Annotated in this window: 18 protein-coding genes; all 18 read right to left on the minus strand. The window is 43.7% G+C overall.

Annotated elements, in window-relative coordinates:
* Positions 1-1,128 (minus strand): enoyl-CoA hydratase/isomerase family protein, encoded by a 1,128-nt coding sequence (locus D7V32_RS04395; protein ID WP_120401699.1) that lies wholly within the window; start codon positions 1,126-1,128, stop codon positions 1-3.
* Positions 1,125-1,838, minus strand: coding sequence for a uracil-DNA glycosylase (ung, locus tag D7V32_RS04400; RefSeq protein ID WP_120401700.1), 714 nt, complete (start codon positions 1,836-1,838; stop codon positions 1,125-1,127). The genes D7V32_RS04395 and ung overlap by 4 nt, the downstream gene beginning before the upstream one ends.
* A 44-nt stretch (positions 1,839-1,882) precedes the next feature.
* Positions 1,883-2,479 (minus strand): 6-pyruvoyl trahydropterin synthase family protein, encoded by a 597-nt coding sequence (locus D7V32_RS04405; RefSeq protein WP_120401701.1) that lies wholly within the window; start codon positions 2,477-2,479, stop codon positions 1,883-1,885.
* Between the two features lie 121 nt (positions 2,480-2,600).
* On the minus strand, positions 2,601-3,560 hold the full coding sequence (gspK, locus tag D7V32_RS04410; protein ID WP_120401702.1) for a type II secretion system minor pseudopilin GspK: 960 nt from the start codon (positions 3,558-3,560) through the stop codon (positions 2,601-2,603).
* The gene (gene gspJ, locus D7V32_RS04415) at positions 3,560-4,201 is read right to left on the minus strand and encodes a type II secretion system minor pseudopilin GspJ (protein WP_120401703.1); all 642 of its coding nucleotides are present in this window, start codon (positions 4,199-4,201) and stop codon (positions 3,560-3,562) included. The genes gspK and gspJ overlap by 1 nt, the downstream gene beginning before the upstream one ends.
* A complete protein-coding gene (gene gspI, locus D7V32_RS04420) occupies positions 4,198-4,578 on the minus strand; it encodes a type II secretion system minor pseudopilin GspI (RefSeq protein ID WP_120401704.1) in 381 nt (126 codons plus the stop codon). The genes gspJ and gspI overlap by 4 nt, the downstream gene beginning before the upstream one ends.
* Positions 4,568-5,122: a type II secretion system protein gene (locus D7V32_RS04425; RefSeq protein WP_120401705.1), complete on the minus strand. Its 555-nt coding sequence runs from the start codon at positions 5,120-5,122 to the stop codon at positions 4,568-4,570. The genes gspI and D7V32_RS04425 overlap by 11 nt, the downstream gene beginning before the upstream one ends.
* 8 nt (positions 5,123-5,130) lie before the next feature.
* Entirely contained in the window at positions 5,131-5,745 is a 615-nt protein-coding gene (locus tag D7V32_RS04430; RefSeq protein ID WP_120401706.1) for a TetR/AcrR family transcriptional regulator, read from the minus strand.
* A 44-nt stretch (positions 5,746-5,789) separates the two neighbouring features.
* Entirely contained in the window at positions 5,790-6,563 is a 774-nt protein-coding gene (locus tag D7V32_RS04435) for a TatD family hydrolase (RefSeq protein ID WP_120401707.1), read from the minus strand.
* A gap of 31 nt (positions 6,564-6,594) precedes the next feature.
* Positions 6,595-6,936 (minus strand): PilZ domain-containing protein, encoded by a 342-nt coding sequence (locus D7V32_RS04440; RefSeq protein WP_120401708.1) that lies wholly within the window; start codon positions 6,934-6,936, stop codon positions 6,595-6,597.
* Between the two features lie 14 nt (positions 6,937-6,950).
* On the minus strand, positions 6,951-7,934 hold the full coding sequence (locus D7V32_RS04445; RefSeq protein WP_120401709.1) for a DNA polymerase III subunit delta': 984 nt from the start codon (positions 7,932-7,934) through the stop codon (positions 6,951-6,953).
* Between the two features lie 12 nt (positions 7,935-7,946).
* Positions 7,947-8,708, minus strand: a complete 762-nt coding sequence (gene kdsB, locus D7V32_RS04450) for a 3-deoxy-manno-octulosonate cytidylyltransferase (protein WP_120401710.1) — start codon at positions 8,706-8,708, stop codon at positions 7,947-7,949.
* Positions 8,705-9,724: a tetraacyldisaccharide 4'-kinase gene (lpxK, locus tag D7V32_RS04455; RefSeq protein WP_120401711.1), complete on the minus strand. Its 1,020-nt coding sequence runs from the start codon at positions 9,722-9,724 to the stop codon at positions 8,705-8,707. The genes kdsB and lpxK overlap by 4 nt, the downstream gene beginning before the upstream one ends.
* Positions 9,725-9,726: 2 nt before the next feature.
* Positions 9,727-11,454, minus strand: a complete 1,728-nt coding sequence (msbA, locus tag D7V32_RS04460) for a lipid A export permease/ATP-binding protein MsbA (protein WP_120401712.1) — start codon at positions 11,452-11,454, stop codon at positions 9,727-9,729.
* Complete coding sequence (locus tag D7V32_RS04465) at positions 11,454-11,876, minus strand: ExbD/TolR family protein (RefSeq protein WP_120401713.1); 423 nt, start codon at positions 11,874-11,876, stop codon at positions 11,454-11,456. The genes msbA and D7V32_RS04465 overlap by 1 nt, the downstream gene beginning before the upstream one ends.
* Before the next feature lie 8 nt (positions 11,877-11,884).
* Positions 11,885-12,526 carry a MotA/TolQ/ExbB proton channel family protein gene (locus tag D7V32_RS04470; protein WP_120401714.1) on the minus strand — a complete coding sequence of 214 codons (642 nt, stop codon included), beginning with the start codon at positions 12,524-12,526 and terminating at the stop codon, positions 11,885-11,887.
* A gap of 31 nt (positions 12,527-12,557) precedes the next feature.
* Positions 12,558-13,445 carry a ParB/RepB/Spo0J family partition protein gene (locus tag D7V32_RS04475; protein ID WP_120401715.1) on the minus strand — a complete coding sequence of 296 codons (888 nt, stop codon included), beginning with the start codon at positions 13,443-13,445 and terminating at the stop codon, positions 12,558-12,560.
* Positions 13,442-14,224 (minus strand): ParA family protein, encoded by a 783-nt coding sequence (locus D7V32_RS04480; protein ID WP_120401716.1) that lies wholly within the window; start codon positions 14,222-14,224, stop codon positions 13,442-13,444. The genes D7V32_RS04475 and D7V32_RS04480 overlap by 4 nt, the downstream gene beginning before the upstream one ends.
* Between the last annotated feature and the right edge of the window lie 9 nt (positions 14,225-14,233).

Raw genomic sequence — 14,233 nt, forward strand, 5'->3', positions numbered from 1 at the left:
TTAACTGATTACACCATAATGTTTCAGCAACTCATTCCAGCTTTGATTAGAAATGACTGGCGGATTTGCACCTAAAATACCCTTAAGCGACATATCTGCGCCTTTTTCCCAGTCTGGCGCTAAGTCTTTATCGACCAAGCGCGCACGCACACCTTCAACGAAGTCGGCATGACGAATTTTCCACTCTGAAATTTGAGTTTCTAATTCAAAGACTTCATTCCAAGAATGTATTTTCTTGCCCCACTGCCACAACAGCCACGTTAATGCTGCCGTCGCGGGTGAACCTTTTTGCAAGTTTTCGCTCGCTTGACGCAGCCAATCGCTGCGGGCATCACTTAAACCGACAATCGCCTCATAATCATGTTCAAAATTTACGCCGCGGCATACACTTTGAATAACATCTAAAGAGTTTTGCAGCGGACCAGGCCCAACTGGACGATGCATACTGTTTAATGTGTCATCAATCGCACGAAAATCGCCTGCTGGATAATGATCCCAATGAATATTGACCACTTTATCTAAGACATTATCACGCTGCGCATCACAAATATGTGTCGCCCAGCCAATCCCGTAAGCGCCGGCAGCAGTCATAATTGAACCAGTCAAACCTGTAAACAGCCCAACCGCGCCGCGATCCGCCAAGAAGCGGGTTGCCCCTACATCTGGATATAAACCAATATTAATTTCAGGCATTGCCAGACGCGAATACGGTGTAACTAAACGAAAAGGCGCCGCCATAAACAAGCCCAAACCGCCGCCCATCACATAACCTTCACCCCAAACCAATACAGGTTTAGCATAGTTATGCAGCAGCAGGTCTAATGCATACTCCTGTTCAAAAAACTTATTGGCTGCGCTTGCTTCATCATTAATGACCAATTGACGCAGCTTACGCACATCACCGCCTGCACAGAAAGCTTTAGGTGTCGTTGAATCCAGCCAAATTGCTTTAACATTGTCATCGGCATGAAAATCCTGAAAGACCTCAAGCAGCGCAGTGACAATAGACTCATCTAAAGCATGCAGCGATTTAGGGCGGTTCAGACGAACAATGCGCCAGCCGTTTTTCACTTCCTCTACAATTAAGTCCGGATGATAGTTTTTTGAAACAGGAGAATAAGTTGTCATGCGTCCAGCTGCCAATCAATAGGCTCAATGCCATTTTGTTTAAGATAATTATTAGATTTTGAAAAAACCTTACAACCAAAAAAACCGCCTCGGTTGGCCGCCAATGGAGATGGATGCGCAGCTTTTAAAACCAAATGCCTATTTTGATCGATTCGTTGTCCTTTACGCTGCGCATATGCTCCCCAGAGAATAAAAACAATATGCTCGCGCTGTTCATTCAATACATCAATCACATGGTCGGTAAAATCTTCCCAGCCGCGTTTTTGATGCGATGTAGGCTGTCCCGCCTCTACCGTTAAAACCGCATTTAAAAGCAAAACACCTTGTTCTGCCCAGCGGGTTAAATCACCATGTTTGGGCGCAGTAATGCCTAAATCACTTTGCAGCTCATGATAAATATTGCGTAAAGATGGCGGCAAAGGCACACCTTTCTGCACGGAAAAACTTAAGCCATGCGCCTGATTTGGACCATGGTATGGATCTTGCCCTAAAATAACCACTTTGACATTTTCCAAAGGGGTCGTATTCAGCGCATTGAAAATCAATGCATTTGGAGGATAGATGACTTTATCCGCTTGAATTTCCCGCACAAGAAAGTCTTTTAACTCATCCATTTTCGGGCTAAGCAAAAATTCACTCAGTCCAATTTTCCAGCCTGCATCAAGCTGCACTTTATTCAGCTTAGCTTGCTGCTCTTCCGTAAAAGACATACCTGTGTCCGATCCTTCTTACAATATATCCGTTAAACGCTGCATTAGAGTTTAACTTGCAATTCTACCTGCGGGTTTTGAAATTTAATGCCTTGTTTCAGCTGTTCAAACATTTGCGGATTTGACCACTCAGACTGAATCTGTTCTGAAAATTCAATCTGATCCAGCGAAAGCATACCCATTTGTTCGTTAAGAATATCTTCTAAAAAGCTTTGTGCATAGCCCGTATCGGTCTCATGCACAATCACTGAGTAGACTTCTACATCACCTTCGCCATTTTGAGTTTCAGTTGATGCAAGCACCTGCTGCGCCAAATGAAAAAAGATACGTGAAAACTGTTCTGCTGACGGTGAAACAGGCAAAGATACCCAGCGTGCACTAAAGGTTTTGCATGCTTGAATATATTCAGCACTGTCTTGATTCCAAAAGCATATTGCATGGTCAAAACTGTCGTATAAGTCTTTGATTACGCCTTTCAGCAGTCCGAAGTCATATACCATTTGGCCATGATCGAGCTTGGATGCCTTCAACAGCAGCTCAACTTTATAACTATGCCCATGAATAGAACGCTTACAGCGGTCAGATGTGCAGTTCCGCACAATATGAGCATTTTCAAACTTAAATAACTTACGAATTATCATATGCCGTAATGCAATCAATATCTCTAGATGAACTTGGATTATAAAGCAAAAGTAAAACCTTGAGCATTAATTTTACTGCTCAGCCCCATTGACAAAACACATTAAACAAAATGGCGGGCTTTTAAAAGGGCTTCATACTGCGGTAAGCCACATAGACTGTTTTTTCTTTTCGAACCATTTCTGAGCTGAACTGACGTTTCCTGCCGCCAAGCTCCACATGTATTTTAGCCTTAAACTGAGCAGACTGTACACCTAAAAAATCATTAACTGCGTCACGTTTTTCAGCGGCAGCTTCTGAAAATGGCGATAAGGCCCAAAGGTCATTGACCGATTCAAAATACTCAAGCTTAGCTTGCTTTTGCTCTAAGGCTTGTTTGACGCTATTAATATCCAGCGACTCATCTATACTGGCCAGCAAAAATGGCGATGCTGTATTAATATTAACTTTCGCATCTCGGCTGTTCAGGGCTGATACATAAGGCGCAATCAGCTTATCTTTGCCATTTTCAAAACCGCGCACGGCTTTCAGCTCATCTACATCATGAAATTTAGTGTTTGGCGGCACTGCCGAATTTTGTAAACCGCGGTAGTAACTGCTTTCAGCCCCCATTGAACCCGCAGTTTCATCATCCTCATCCTGCCAATCAATCACTGCTTCACTCAGCTGAGCCGGCAAGCCAGCACGCACTAAAATTTTCTCAAACCACTTTTTAGCATTTTCATTCACAGCCCCCTCATTATTTATCAGGCTGTTCAAGTTAAATTTCCCTGATTGATCTTCCAGCGTACCAGACACAAAGCCATCCTCGACTGGAAAAGCTGGCATCGGTTTCGCCCAATTTTCCTGCAAATGATCGACTTGCCCTGCATTCTCAGCATCATCTTTCAGCAGTTCTGCAAAAAAAGCTTCTGCACTTTTTGCATACATAAGCGACTGATTTTGACGCATCAAATAAGCTGTATTTTCAGCGGTATTTGCCTGCTGCTGCGCAATGCCGGCAGCTAAAATTGTGGCTAACGCCACCATCACTAAAATCGTTAACAGCGCAACACCGCGTTCAGAACGTGCATATTTATGCATCAGGATGTCCCGCCATTATTGCTATCGGTTAAAAAATCAGTGTTCAGCAAACTATAAATCCACTCATAGCCCACACCATCTACTGTTAAAGCTATTTTTATGCCGCGCGGCAAGCGCTGTTTCTCTGCAGCCTGATTTAAATCGACAGATGCATCTGGCCAAGCAGTCAGCTCATTCGGATTAAGCACCGTAATTTGATACTGCTCTACCCCCTCTAGCAGCACACTGGAATCAGGCTGATCTTGTCCAGCTTGATTAATATTAGCGTATTTTAAACGATAAAGTTTTTGCTCATCTTGACGATATTGATATTCAATACGCTCATCTGGTGCTATCCCCTGATTTAACGGGTCAGCTACACCCGTTTTACTAAAACTTAAATGACCATTTTGCAGCACCAAAGCAGGCTGGATATTATTATTAATATTTGCTGTTAAAGGCACAGCCTGCACAGTATCACGTAAAATTTGCTGATAAGTTTCCTGCAGCTGGCTTAGTTTGGCTTCGTGCATAGCATTTTGGGTTTTAACTTTGCCAATATAATCAAAAACCTTCCAGCCCAAAGCTGAAAGCACGGCAAAAATTGCAATTGCAACCAGCAGCTCAACCAAAGTAAAACCTAAACTGGCGTGTCTCTTCATGGACTTTCTACCCGGTGATTAAAAAACACCAAATTGGTTATACCCGCTTCAACCTGACCCGCTTCGTTATTATACAAACTGACTTGCACATCAATCCGCTGCACATTCGGGCTAATAGTTTGCTGTGCTGATTTATCTATTTGCCAAGTTTCACCCTGCTGCGCTGTCTGCTTTGATGAAGTACCGCTCAGCCATTCTTTATTAATTTCCATCAATGCAATTTCATTTAAAGCGGTAAATTGCGCTTTAGTCCGAAGCACCGCATTTGATGTCGCTTGAGTATATTGACGGGCAACATTCGTTAAGGAAACCGCTGCCACAGCAAATATTGCCAAAGCCACCATCACTTCAAGCAGTGTAAATCCCTTAGCTTTCATTGGCTATTTTACCCAAATGATCAATTCTTATTTCTTCACCCACTGGACGGTCTTCTAAATAAAACTGCACACGTACAGGTTTTGCTTCGCCATTGCCAAGCCAAATCAATTTTGGCGCATTCTGCTGCAATAATTCTGAATTTCTTGCATTTGCATACTGGTGCTCTAAGGGCTGCACATCAAAAGATACATGATCTGGCAATACGCGCACCTTAAAATCATTGAAGGGCTTCCATGTATTATTTTGACTGATCAGCGCTGTATTCTGCTGCTGCGGCAAATACTCTACGGCACTGTATTGAAAATTGGCAACATCGGTTGCTATTTGCGGATTTAGCGCAAGAATGCGCGATTGATCGTTGGCGGTGCGCAGCATTTTGCGCATATCCATAATAAACACTTCACGCGCCTGCATGGCCTTGCGCTGATCCATTCCGCCAATATTCATCAGCAGTAATGAAGCTAAAATACTCATGATGACAATGACCACCATCAGCTCGACCAGTGTAAAACCGCGCGTTGATGATGATCCTTGCTTAATCATGACCTGCCTTATGCAAACTGAGGTATATGATGTGTCAGCTTCGGCATTGCCAAAGCCTGATCAATATAAGCGACACGCAACGTATCACGTGAGCCTAAATAACGCTGGTAGAAGCTAGAATTAAGAATAGCAGCTGCGCCATGCGTTAAAGCCCAAATAGATGCCAGATAATCACGCACAGCCATATGGCTTTCAATAGAAGCCAAATACGTCTCTGTCATACGGATAATCAAACGCAGTCTTTGCTTGCGCACCTGATAAAGTTCACTGAATAAATGCTGAATACCCGCTCCTGTTGTAGACAGCCGTTCTTCAATTTGATGAAACAGCACGGTACGTTCAGGATGGTGCAAATGATGCAGCATAAAGAATGCCAAATGCTCAGGGAACTGCTTATCTGTATCTTTAATCATTTCCAGCAGCATGCGCTCATTACGAATAATCAGCAGCATGTACAGCTCATCTTTACTTTGAAAGTGTTTATACAGAGTGCCCTTGGCTAAATCCAGTTCCGCTGCCAACGCATCCAGCGTCATTCCAGCTTCACCATTTTCAAGCAGAAGCTGCTCTGCAACTTGAAAAATTAAAGCTTCTCTTGCTCTGAACTGAGCCTGACGATCCATCTTCACCCTAATAACTCTCTTCTGCTCTTATATGATTTCAATTTTTACTTCTGATTAAGCAGATTCTCGAAATTTTGCATCGTAATTCGAGCAATCTCCTCAACTGGCTTATCATATACATCACTTAATGTTTTGGCTACATAAGGCACATATTTTGGCTCATTAGACTTTCCTCTATATGGCATTGGCGCCAAATAAGGACTGTCTGTTTCAATGAGCACACGGTCTAGCGGCACTTGCTTCAAAACATCACGCAGGTCTTGCGCATTTTTAAATGAAACAATACCCGAAAATGAAATGTAATAACCGCAGTCCAGTACCGCTTTTGCAGTTTCCCAATCTTCTGTAAAACAATGCAAAATGCCGTGTGTCGATTTCTCTGCGCGAATAATATCTACCGTATCATTTTTTGCAGAACGCGTATGCACCACGACTGGTTTTTTTACGGCTTGTGACGCATGGATATGACGGGCAAAACAGTCTTTCTGCTCTGCAACAAAATCAGTACTATGATAATAATCCAGACCCGTCTCACCCAGCGCCCAAACCTTTTCAGGCTGCGCCAGCTCAATCAGATATTCAGTCGTTGCACGCGCCATTGTTGCAGCATCTTCACAAGGATGCACCCCAACGGTATAACCGACATCTGCATGCCGCGCTGCAATTTTTGACAGCGCGATATGATCATCCAGATCAACTGAGATACTCATAAACTTTGAAACACCCACTTCACGGGCTTGGGCCAAAGCCAGATCCAAATCACCGTTATAAGGAGCCAAATCCAGCATTATTAAATGGCAATGCGTATCTACAAACACAATGAGTACCTGCTAAGCGTAAAATTAAACACTACATAGTGTAACTTCTGCGTCCTTCAGTTTTAAGACCTGCAAGCAAACGTTCTGCTTCAGAACGGAAATAAATCCCTTTTTCACCGCTTAATTGAATACCGAAGCCTTGAGGCTTGATGCCATTTTGCTTTTGTGAAATCCAAATCACCTTACCCGTTAAAGGCACTTTTTGTGTCTGTTCCGGCAAAGTCGCCAAAATAAAAACCTCATCGCCCATTTTTACTGACTGACTAGACGGCACAAATAAACCGCCGCCTGCAACATACGGCATATAGCAAGCAAATAGCGTATCCATGTCTGGGATATTCGCTTGAATAATTCCGCCCATACGTGGCTGCATCATGTTCCCCTTTTTTATATATTCATCAATTTGATGCACAGCTGATCAAGTACAAGATTCGTTTGTACATTTTGTTCAATAAACCGCTTAGAGTCTTGAAAATCAGCATAAATGCTGAATAAAGCCTCTAAAGAATACTGTTCTGGCAAATCACTGTAGTTCAAATCAATATTTTTAATAGATTGATTTAGCTTGACACAAATTATATCGGACAACAAGTATTCAAACATTTGACTAAATTCACTAAAATTCAGCGCTTTATTCCACTTGGTCGCAATTGCCATAGGCATATTTTTTTGTTTGATTAATTTTTGCCAGTCATTGATAAAATCTTGACGCAAATTCAGCCATTCACTCTGCGCCAGCTCAACAGCACGTAGCGGCATTTGGTTCGACAGGTTCATCAGCAAACCATGCGGCAGCATAGTATCAGCGGGCAAATGCGCCTTAAGATATTGTTCTGACTGTTCAGCAGAAATACGGTCTAAAGCGAAATGCTGCAAACGGCTTCGAATGGTCGCAGGCAATTTTAAATAATGATCCGCCAGCAGAATAATGACAATCCGCTCACCCGGCTCTTCCAAAGTTTTAAGCAGCGCATTGGCAGAAGCGGTATTTAAGGCTTCTGCCGGCTCAATCACAATGACACGCCAGCCATCTACCGTTTGCTGTACAAAAGGCAAAAGTTCTCGAATTTTTTCGATTTTAATTTTTGCATTTTGCTTCTTGTTGTCATCATCGGTAGAAATATGCACATAATTTGGATGAGTGTCCGCTTTTAGCCATTGGCAGCTGCCGCATTCACCGCATGGCCTATTATTCACATGACGGTTCTGACATAAAATCCATACTAAAAAAGTCTGCGCGAATGCTTCTTTGCCGCAGCCCGCTTTACCGTAAAACAGCAAACCATGGCCAAGCTGCGGAAAACGGCTGGTCAGTGTTCGCCAAATAGTTTCCTGCCACGGGTATACTTGCGCCGTCACATCATTCTGCATGCATTATTGCCCTTACTGAAAATTCGACACATCCATTTGATTTAAACGGTCTAAATCCTCTTGCGTATCTACACCTGGCGGCAGATTTGCCTCTGCAATATCAATCGCAATACGGTGACCATTTTCAAGCACGCGCAGCTGTTCCAAACTTTCTAATTTTTCCAGCATGCCCATATCCCAAGTCACGTACTCTTGCAGCAGCTGAACACGGTATGCATAGAGGCCTAAATGACGATAAGCCTGATTATGCAGCTTTTGTTCAGCCAATTTTGCACCGTCACGGTCATACGGAATGGTTGCACGGCTGAAGTACAGCGCTTGCTTATGTTTAGACATCACCACTTTTACAATACTGTCGCGTTTAAACTCATCCAAGCGATGAATTGGCTCACAAAGCGTAGACATTGAGCTTTCTGGCTGATCTTGCAGCAGCTGCGCAACCTGCTTCACCAGCTGTGCAGGCAACAGCGGCTCATCACCCTGCACATTCACAATAATGTCTTCACTTGCCCAGCCTTTAATACGCGCGACCTCACTTAGACGGTCTGTACCTGACGGATGATCAGCCGATGTCAGCACAACATCTATACCTTCCGCACGGCATACGGCAGCAATGCGCTCATCATCTGTCGCCACACACAAATCATCGAAGCCTTGCACTTTTTTCGCCTGATCAACCACACGCAAAATCATTGGGCGGCCATGAATTTCAAGCAATGGTTTTCCCGGTAAACGTGAACTGGAAAAACGGGCTGGAATGACAATATGTTTCATAGAGATGTGCCTTCAGGAAGTGGTATGCCAAGCTGTTTTAACTGCTGATACAGTGTGCTGTAGCATTCCGCTGACAGCACTGCATCCACAGGAACAACCCAAATTTCACGCCGCATATCTGGATTTTGTTTCAGCAGCGGCAATATTTTAACTGCGTCTTTTTCTGTCGTAATCATCGGATTGCTGTCTTCAAACTGCAAATCCGTAATTTCATAATCATGGTGATCTGGAAATTCATGACATTGAAACTGCTTTATCCCCATGTTTTCCAAAGTATTGTAAAAACGCTGAGGAAAACCGATACCCACCACAGCATAAAAAACAGCATCTGGATTAAATGACTGAGCCGATGCGCCATTCAGCAAATACGGTTCAGCTGCAGCCAAATGCATATGCAATGCAGTTTCTGGCTCAGCCGCATGCTCAATGACTGTACCCGACTGCAAACGGCTTTTCGGCTCACGTAAATAACCCTCAGGCAGTATTTTCTCATTACCCAAACCGCGGTTATTGTCCAGCACAATCCATTCCAGCTGGCGGTTTAACGCCAAATGCTGCAGACCATCATCACAAATAATCAAATCCAGCGCATGTTTTTGCAGCAGCAGTTCAATACTTTTTTGACGGTTTGGCCCAACAGCCATCGGAACACCTGTTGACTGTACAATCAAAGCAGGCTCATCACCAACAGCCTCAGCCTCTGCATTCACATCAACATATGCTGGAAATGGACCTTTTCCGCCATAGCCGCGGCTGATCACGCCAACACGGACATCTAAACTTTGCAAATAGTTTACTAAGTGAATCAGCAGCGGTGTTTTACCGCTGCCGCCAACCGTAATATTACCAATAACCATAACTGGAATTGGCGCCGTATAGCTGGTTTTAATACCAAGCTGATACAGCTTTTTATTCAGCAAAAAACCGCCGCGATAGAGCCACGATAAGGGCCTAAACACAATTAGCCACTTTGCTTGTTTATTCCAAGCATCCTGAATTAATTGCGCTGCGGACATGCTTAGTGTTCCTCAAAATTGCGCTGGTGCAGCTGGAAATAAGCGCCTTGTTTCGCAAGCAACTCACTGTGCGTACCATGCTCAACAATTAAGCCTTTATCCATTACTACAATACGGTCAGCATTTTCAATCGTAGACAAGCGGTGCGCAATCACAATTGTTGTACGGTCTTGCATCGCCGCATCAAATGCCTGCTGAATGAAGTATTCAGATTCATTATCCAAGGCACTGGTCGCTTCGTCTAGAATTAAAATCGGCGCATTTTTCAAAATCGCGCGGGCAATCGCAATACGCTGACGCTGACCGCCCGATAGATTCAACCCCTGCGCGCCGAGTTCTGTATCATAACCCTGCGGCAAGCTCATAATAAAATCATGTGCATAAGCTGCTTTCGCCGCCGCAATAACATCGTCATCAGAAGCGCCTTCCAGCTGACCGTAAGCAATATTTTCACGTACAGTGCGGTTAAACAGAATCACCTGCTGATTTACCATTGAAATTTGCTGACGTAAAGCATTCAGCTCAATCTCATGAATATCAAGCTGATCAATTTTCAGCGCACCAGAACTGATTTCCTGATAACGCGGCAGCAGATTAACCAATGAGGTTTTACCTGCACCCGAACGCCCAACTAAAGCAACCGTTTCACCAGCCTTCACTTTTAATGTAAAGTCAGTCAGCGCTTGGTAGCCATCTGAATACACCAAATTGACATGATCAAACTCGATATCACCCTTAATTTTTGGTGTTTTCGTACCTTTATTTTCTTCTTCTGGCAAGTCCAGCAATTCAAATACTGAATATGCCGCAGCCATACCGCGCTGAATTTTTTCATTAATATCTGTTAATGAACGGATTGGTTTTGCCAGCATGCCGGCAGCTGTAATATAAGCAACGAACTGGCCAGCAGAAGTATCCTGCAAAATTTCTGGACGCAGCGCGATATACATAATGATAGCTAAAGAAATCGACATGATCAGCTGTACAACCGGGCTGTTCAGCTGCTGTACAACAACCATTTTTAATCCGCGGCGCAGGTTTTCCATAGAACTGTCATGAAAACGCTTCTGCTCATAGGCTTGACCCGAAAAACCCTTCACTACCATATTGCCATTTACAGTCTCCTGCACAATATGGTTAACATCACCCATTGTGTTTTGCACTTGCTCGGAAAGCTTGCGCATACGCTTAGCCGCTTTGCGGATCAGCAGACCAATTAATGGGCCAAAAATCAAAATAATCAGCGTCAAGCGCCAGTTGGTATAAATCAAATATCCCAGCAGCGCCAAAGTAATCAAACCTTGCTGAACAAGCGTTTTAAGCGATTCCGTAGAAGCAGCGGTTAACTGCTCTACGTTGTACATGATTTTTGCTGTGATGTGACCGCTTGAATTATCTAAATAATATTGCGAAGGCAAACGCATCAGCTTGGCGAACACTTCCTGACGGATATTAAAAATTAAATTACGCGATACAACTGCCGTAAAATAACCGCCCATAAATAAGCCTAAACCGCGGAAGAACATCAGTACAACAACCAGCACAGGAAATAATGCCGTGAAGCTTTGGTCTTTTTGCTGAATCGCATTAATGATTCTTTCCAATAGCTTTGCTACAGAAACCTCAGTTGCTGCATTAATTGCAAAACCGAGGACGATCAGCAATGCGATACCCCAGAACTGCTTTAAGTAGCTTAATAGGCGCAAATAGACCTTAAAATCGTGCTTCACTAATAACCTCGAGTAGGTACTTTGGTACTGATATTCACGTTGACAAAACCAAGCTGCCCCGCAACATCCATAACGCGTATAACGTCTTGATGAGCGGCCTTAGCATCAGCGGCAATCACAAACATTAAATCACGGCGATCCTGTGAAATCTGTTTAATTACAGTATTTAAGTCTACTGCTTCTTTACTTTCCACAGACTGGCCATTTACAGCATAGTGCCCTGAGGCATCTACTGTAACTTCAATTTTTTTATCAAACTGTTTTGGCGGCACACCTTGCGCATCAGGCAAAGTTAAATTCATGCGGCTCATTTGATTAAACGAAGTTGATAAAAGCAAAAACACCAAGATGAACAGCAGACAGTCAATCATTGGCGTTAAATTAATATGAACATCTTCCACTTGGCGGCGTCTGAATTTCATTCTTCGCCTCAGCTTGCTTGTTTCAAATCTTGCTGCGCTTCTGCAGTTTCTGCCTGATAGAACAGCGCCGCATGAAATAGCGTTGCCTGCTGCTCAAGCTGTGCAGTATATTCTTGCACCAAACGCTGGAAATAGCGATGTGCAAATAAAGCTGGAATTGCAATCACCATACCTGCCGCTGTGGTAATCAAAGCTTTCGAAATACCTGGCATCATCATCGCAGCGTCACCGCTTGCACCGATATCCACCATTAGGAAAGATTCGATAATCCCAACAACTGTTCCCAGCAAACCCAGCAAAGGAGCAACTGCGCTCAGCGTTCCCAGAAAGTTAATATTTCTTTCTAGATAGCCAATTTCCTGAGAAGCAGTCACTTCCATTTGAGCACTGGCAAACTGCTGCGATTGATGCTTGCTGTCATAGCCCGCCGAAAAAACACGGCCCAACGTGCTGGTTTGCAGCTTTTGGTCCTGACGCAATTTTTGCATCACTTGATCAACACTTTGATGCTTATTCATCAAAAGAGCAGATGGCAATACCGCCGCCTTTTTTAAACGGATAAAACGCTCAATCGCGATCGCTGCCGTAAAAATAGAGCACAGCAATAAAGGCAGCATCAGCCACCCGCCTGCTTTGACTAATTCCCACATTTGATTTTCCCCAATAAATCGAAATACAAAATTAATCAGCTAAGCAAATATTTAAAATACCATCCAACTCTTCTAATGAATGGTAATTAATTACCAGCTTGCCTTTTCCTTGCTTGTTATGATCAATTTTCACATCTGCGCCAAAACGGTCAGACAGACGCTGTGACAATTGCTGAATATCTGCTGCAACTGCAGGTTTTTCTTTTGCTTGCTTAGGTGCATTCATTTCACGAACCAGCTGCTCGGTTTGACGCACAGACAAACTTTTTTCAATCACCAGTTCTGCAACTTTCAGCTGATCTTTAGCTTTTAGTGTCAAAATTGCGCGCGCATGCCCCATATCCAGCAAGCCTTGCTGCATAAAGTCTTTCACAGACTCAGCCAGAGTCAGCAAACGCAATAAGTTACTGACTGTTGTACGCGCTTTGCCTACCGTATCCGCTATTTCTTGATGGCTAAGGCCAAATTCTTCATGAAAACGCTGCAGCGCCATCGCCTGATCAATTGGGTTTAAATCTTGACGCTGAATATTTTCAATCAGCGCCAATGCAATCGCAACCTGATCCGTCAAATCTCGAACAATAGCCGGTACTTCAGTTAAACCTGCCAGCTGAGCTGCACGCCAGCGGCGCTCACCTGCAATAATTTCATAGGGATGTTTTTCATCATCGATTGGACGAATCACAATCGGCTGCATCACACCATGTTTTTCAATCGATGCTGCCAGCTCTTGCAAATCTTGCTCATTAATAAAACGGCGCGGCTGATATTCACCGCGCTGCAATAAATGAACATTAATTTGTTTCAGCTGGCCATGATCCAAAGACTGCGCTTCTAGCTGCAATTTCTCTTTTTGGATGGAACCAAGCAAAGCATCTAAACCACGGCCTTTAGCTAATCCGCGTTTTTTGGTCGTCATGCTTTAATTCCTTTTTTTACTTTGCTTTTTTTTAACATTTCAGCAGCTAAATTTAAGTAAGCCACTGCACCCTTTGAGCTTTTTTCGAAATAAATCACTGGCAGACCATGTGCCGGCGCTTCCGCTAAACGGATATTTCGCGGAATCACGGTGTCATACAGCTTTTTGCCAAAATACTGTTCCAACTCTGCAGAAACATCACGTGTTAAAGCATTACGCGCATCATACATTGTACGCAGCACACCAATAATCTGCAGATCAGGATTCAACGCCTGCTGAATGCGGTCAATCGTCTGCGTTAAATCAGCCAACCCTTCCAATGCATAGTATTCACACTGCATTGGAATCATCACACCATCGACAGCAGCCAAAGCATTCACCGTAATCAAGCTCAGACTCGGCGCACAGTCTACAATGATATAATCAAATTTACCGTCAATTTCTTTTAACGCTTCGCGCAAAATAAACTCACGGCCCGGCTGTTCTGCAATTGCAAGTTCCACACCCGCTAAATCACGGTTCGCGCCAAGCACTTTATAGCCAACTTCAGCTTTAGTAATCGCTGTTTCAATCGGCACTTCGCCTAGCAGCACATCTGTTACCGAATACAGCAGATCATTTTTCTGGATGCCTGAGCCCATCGTCGCATTGCCTTGCGAATCCATATCCACCAGCAAAACACGCTTTTTTAATACGGCTAATGATGCAGCCAAATTTACTGCGGTTGTAGTTTTACCGACACCACCTTTCTGGTTCGCAATCGCAATAATCTGTGCCATGGTAACCCC

It is taken from the genome of Acinetobacter tianfuensis (assembly GCF_003611465.1).
Lineage (GTDB): Bacteria > Pseudomonadota > Gammaproteobacteria > Pseudomonadales > Moraxellaceae > Acinetobacter > Acinetobacter tianfuensis.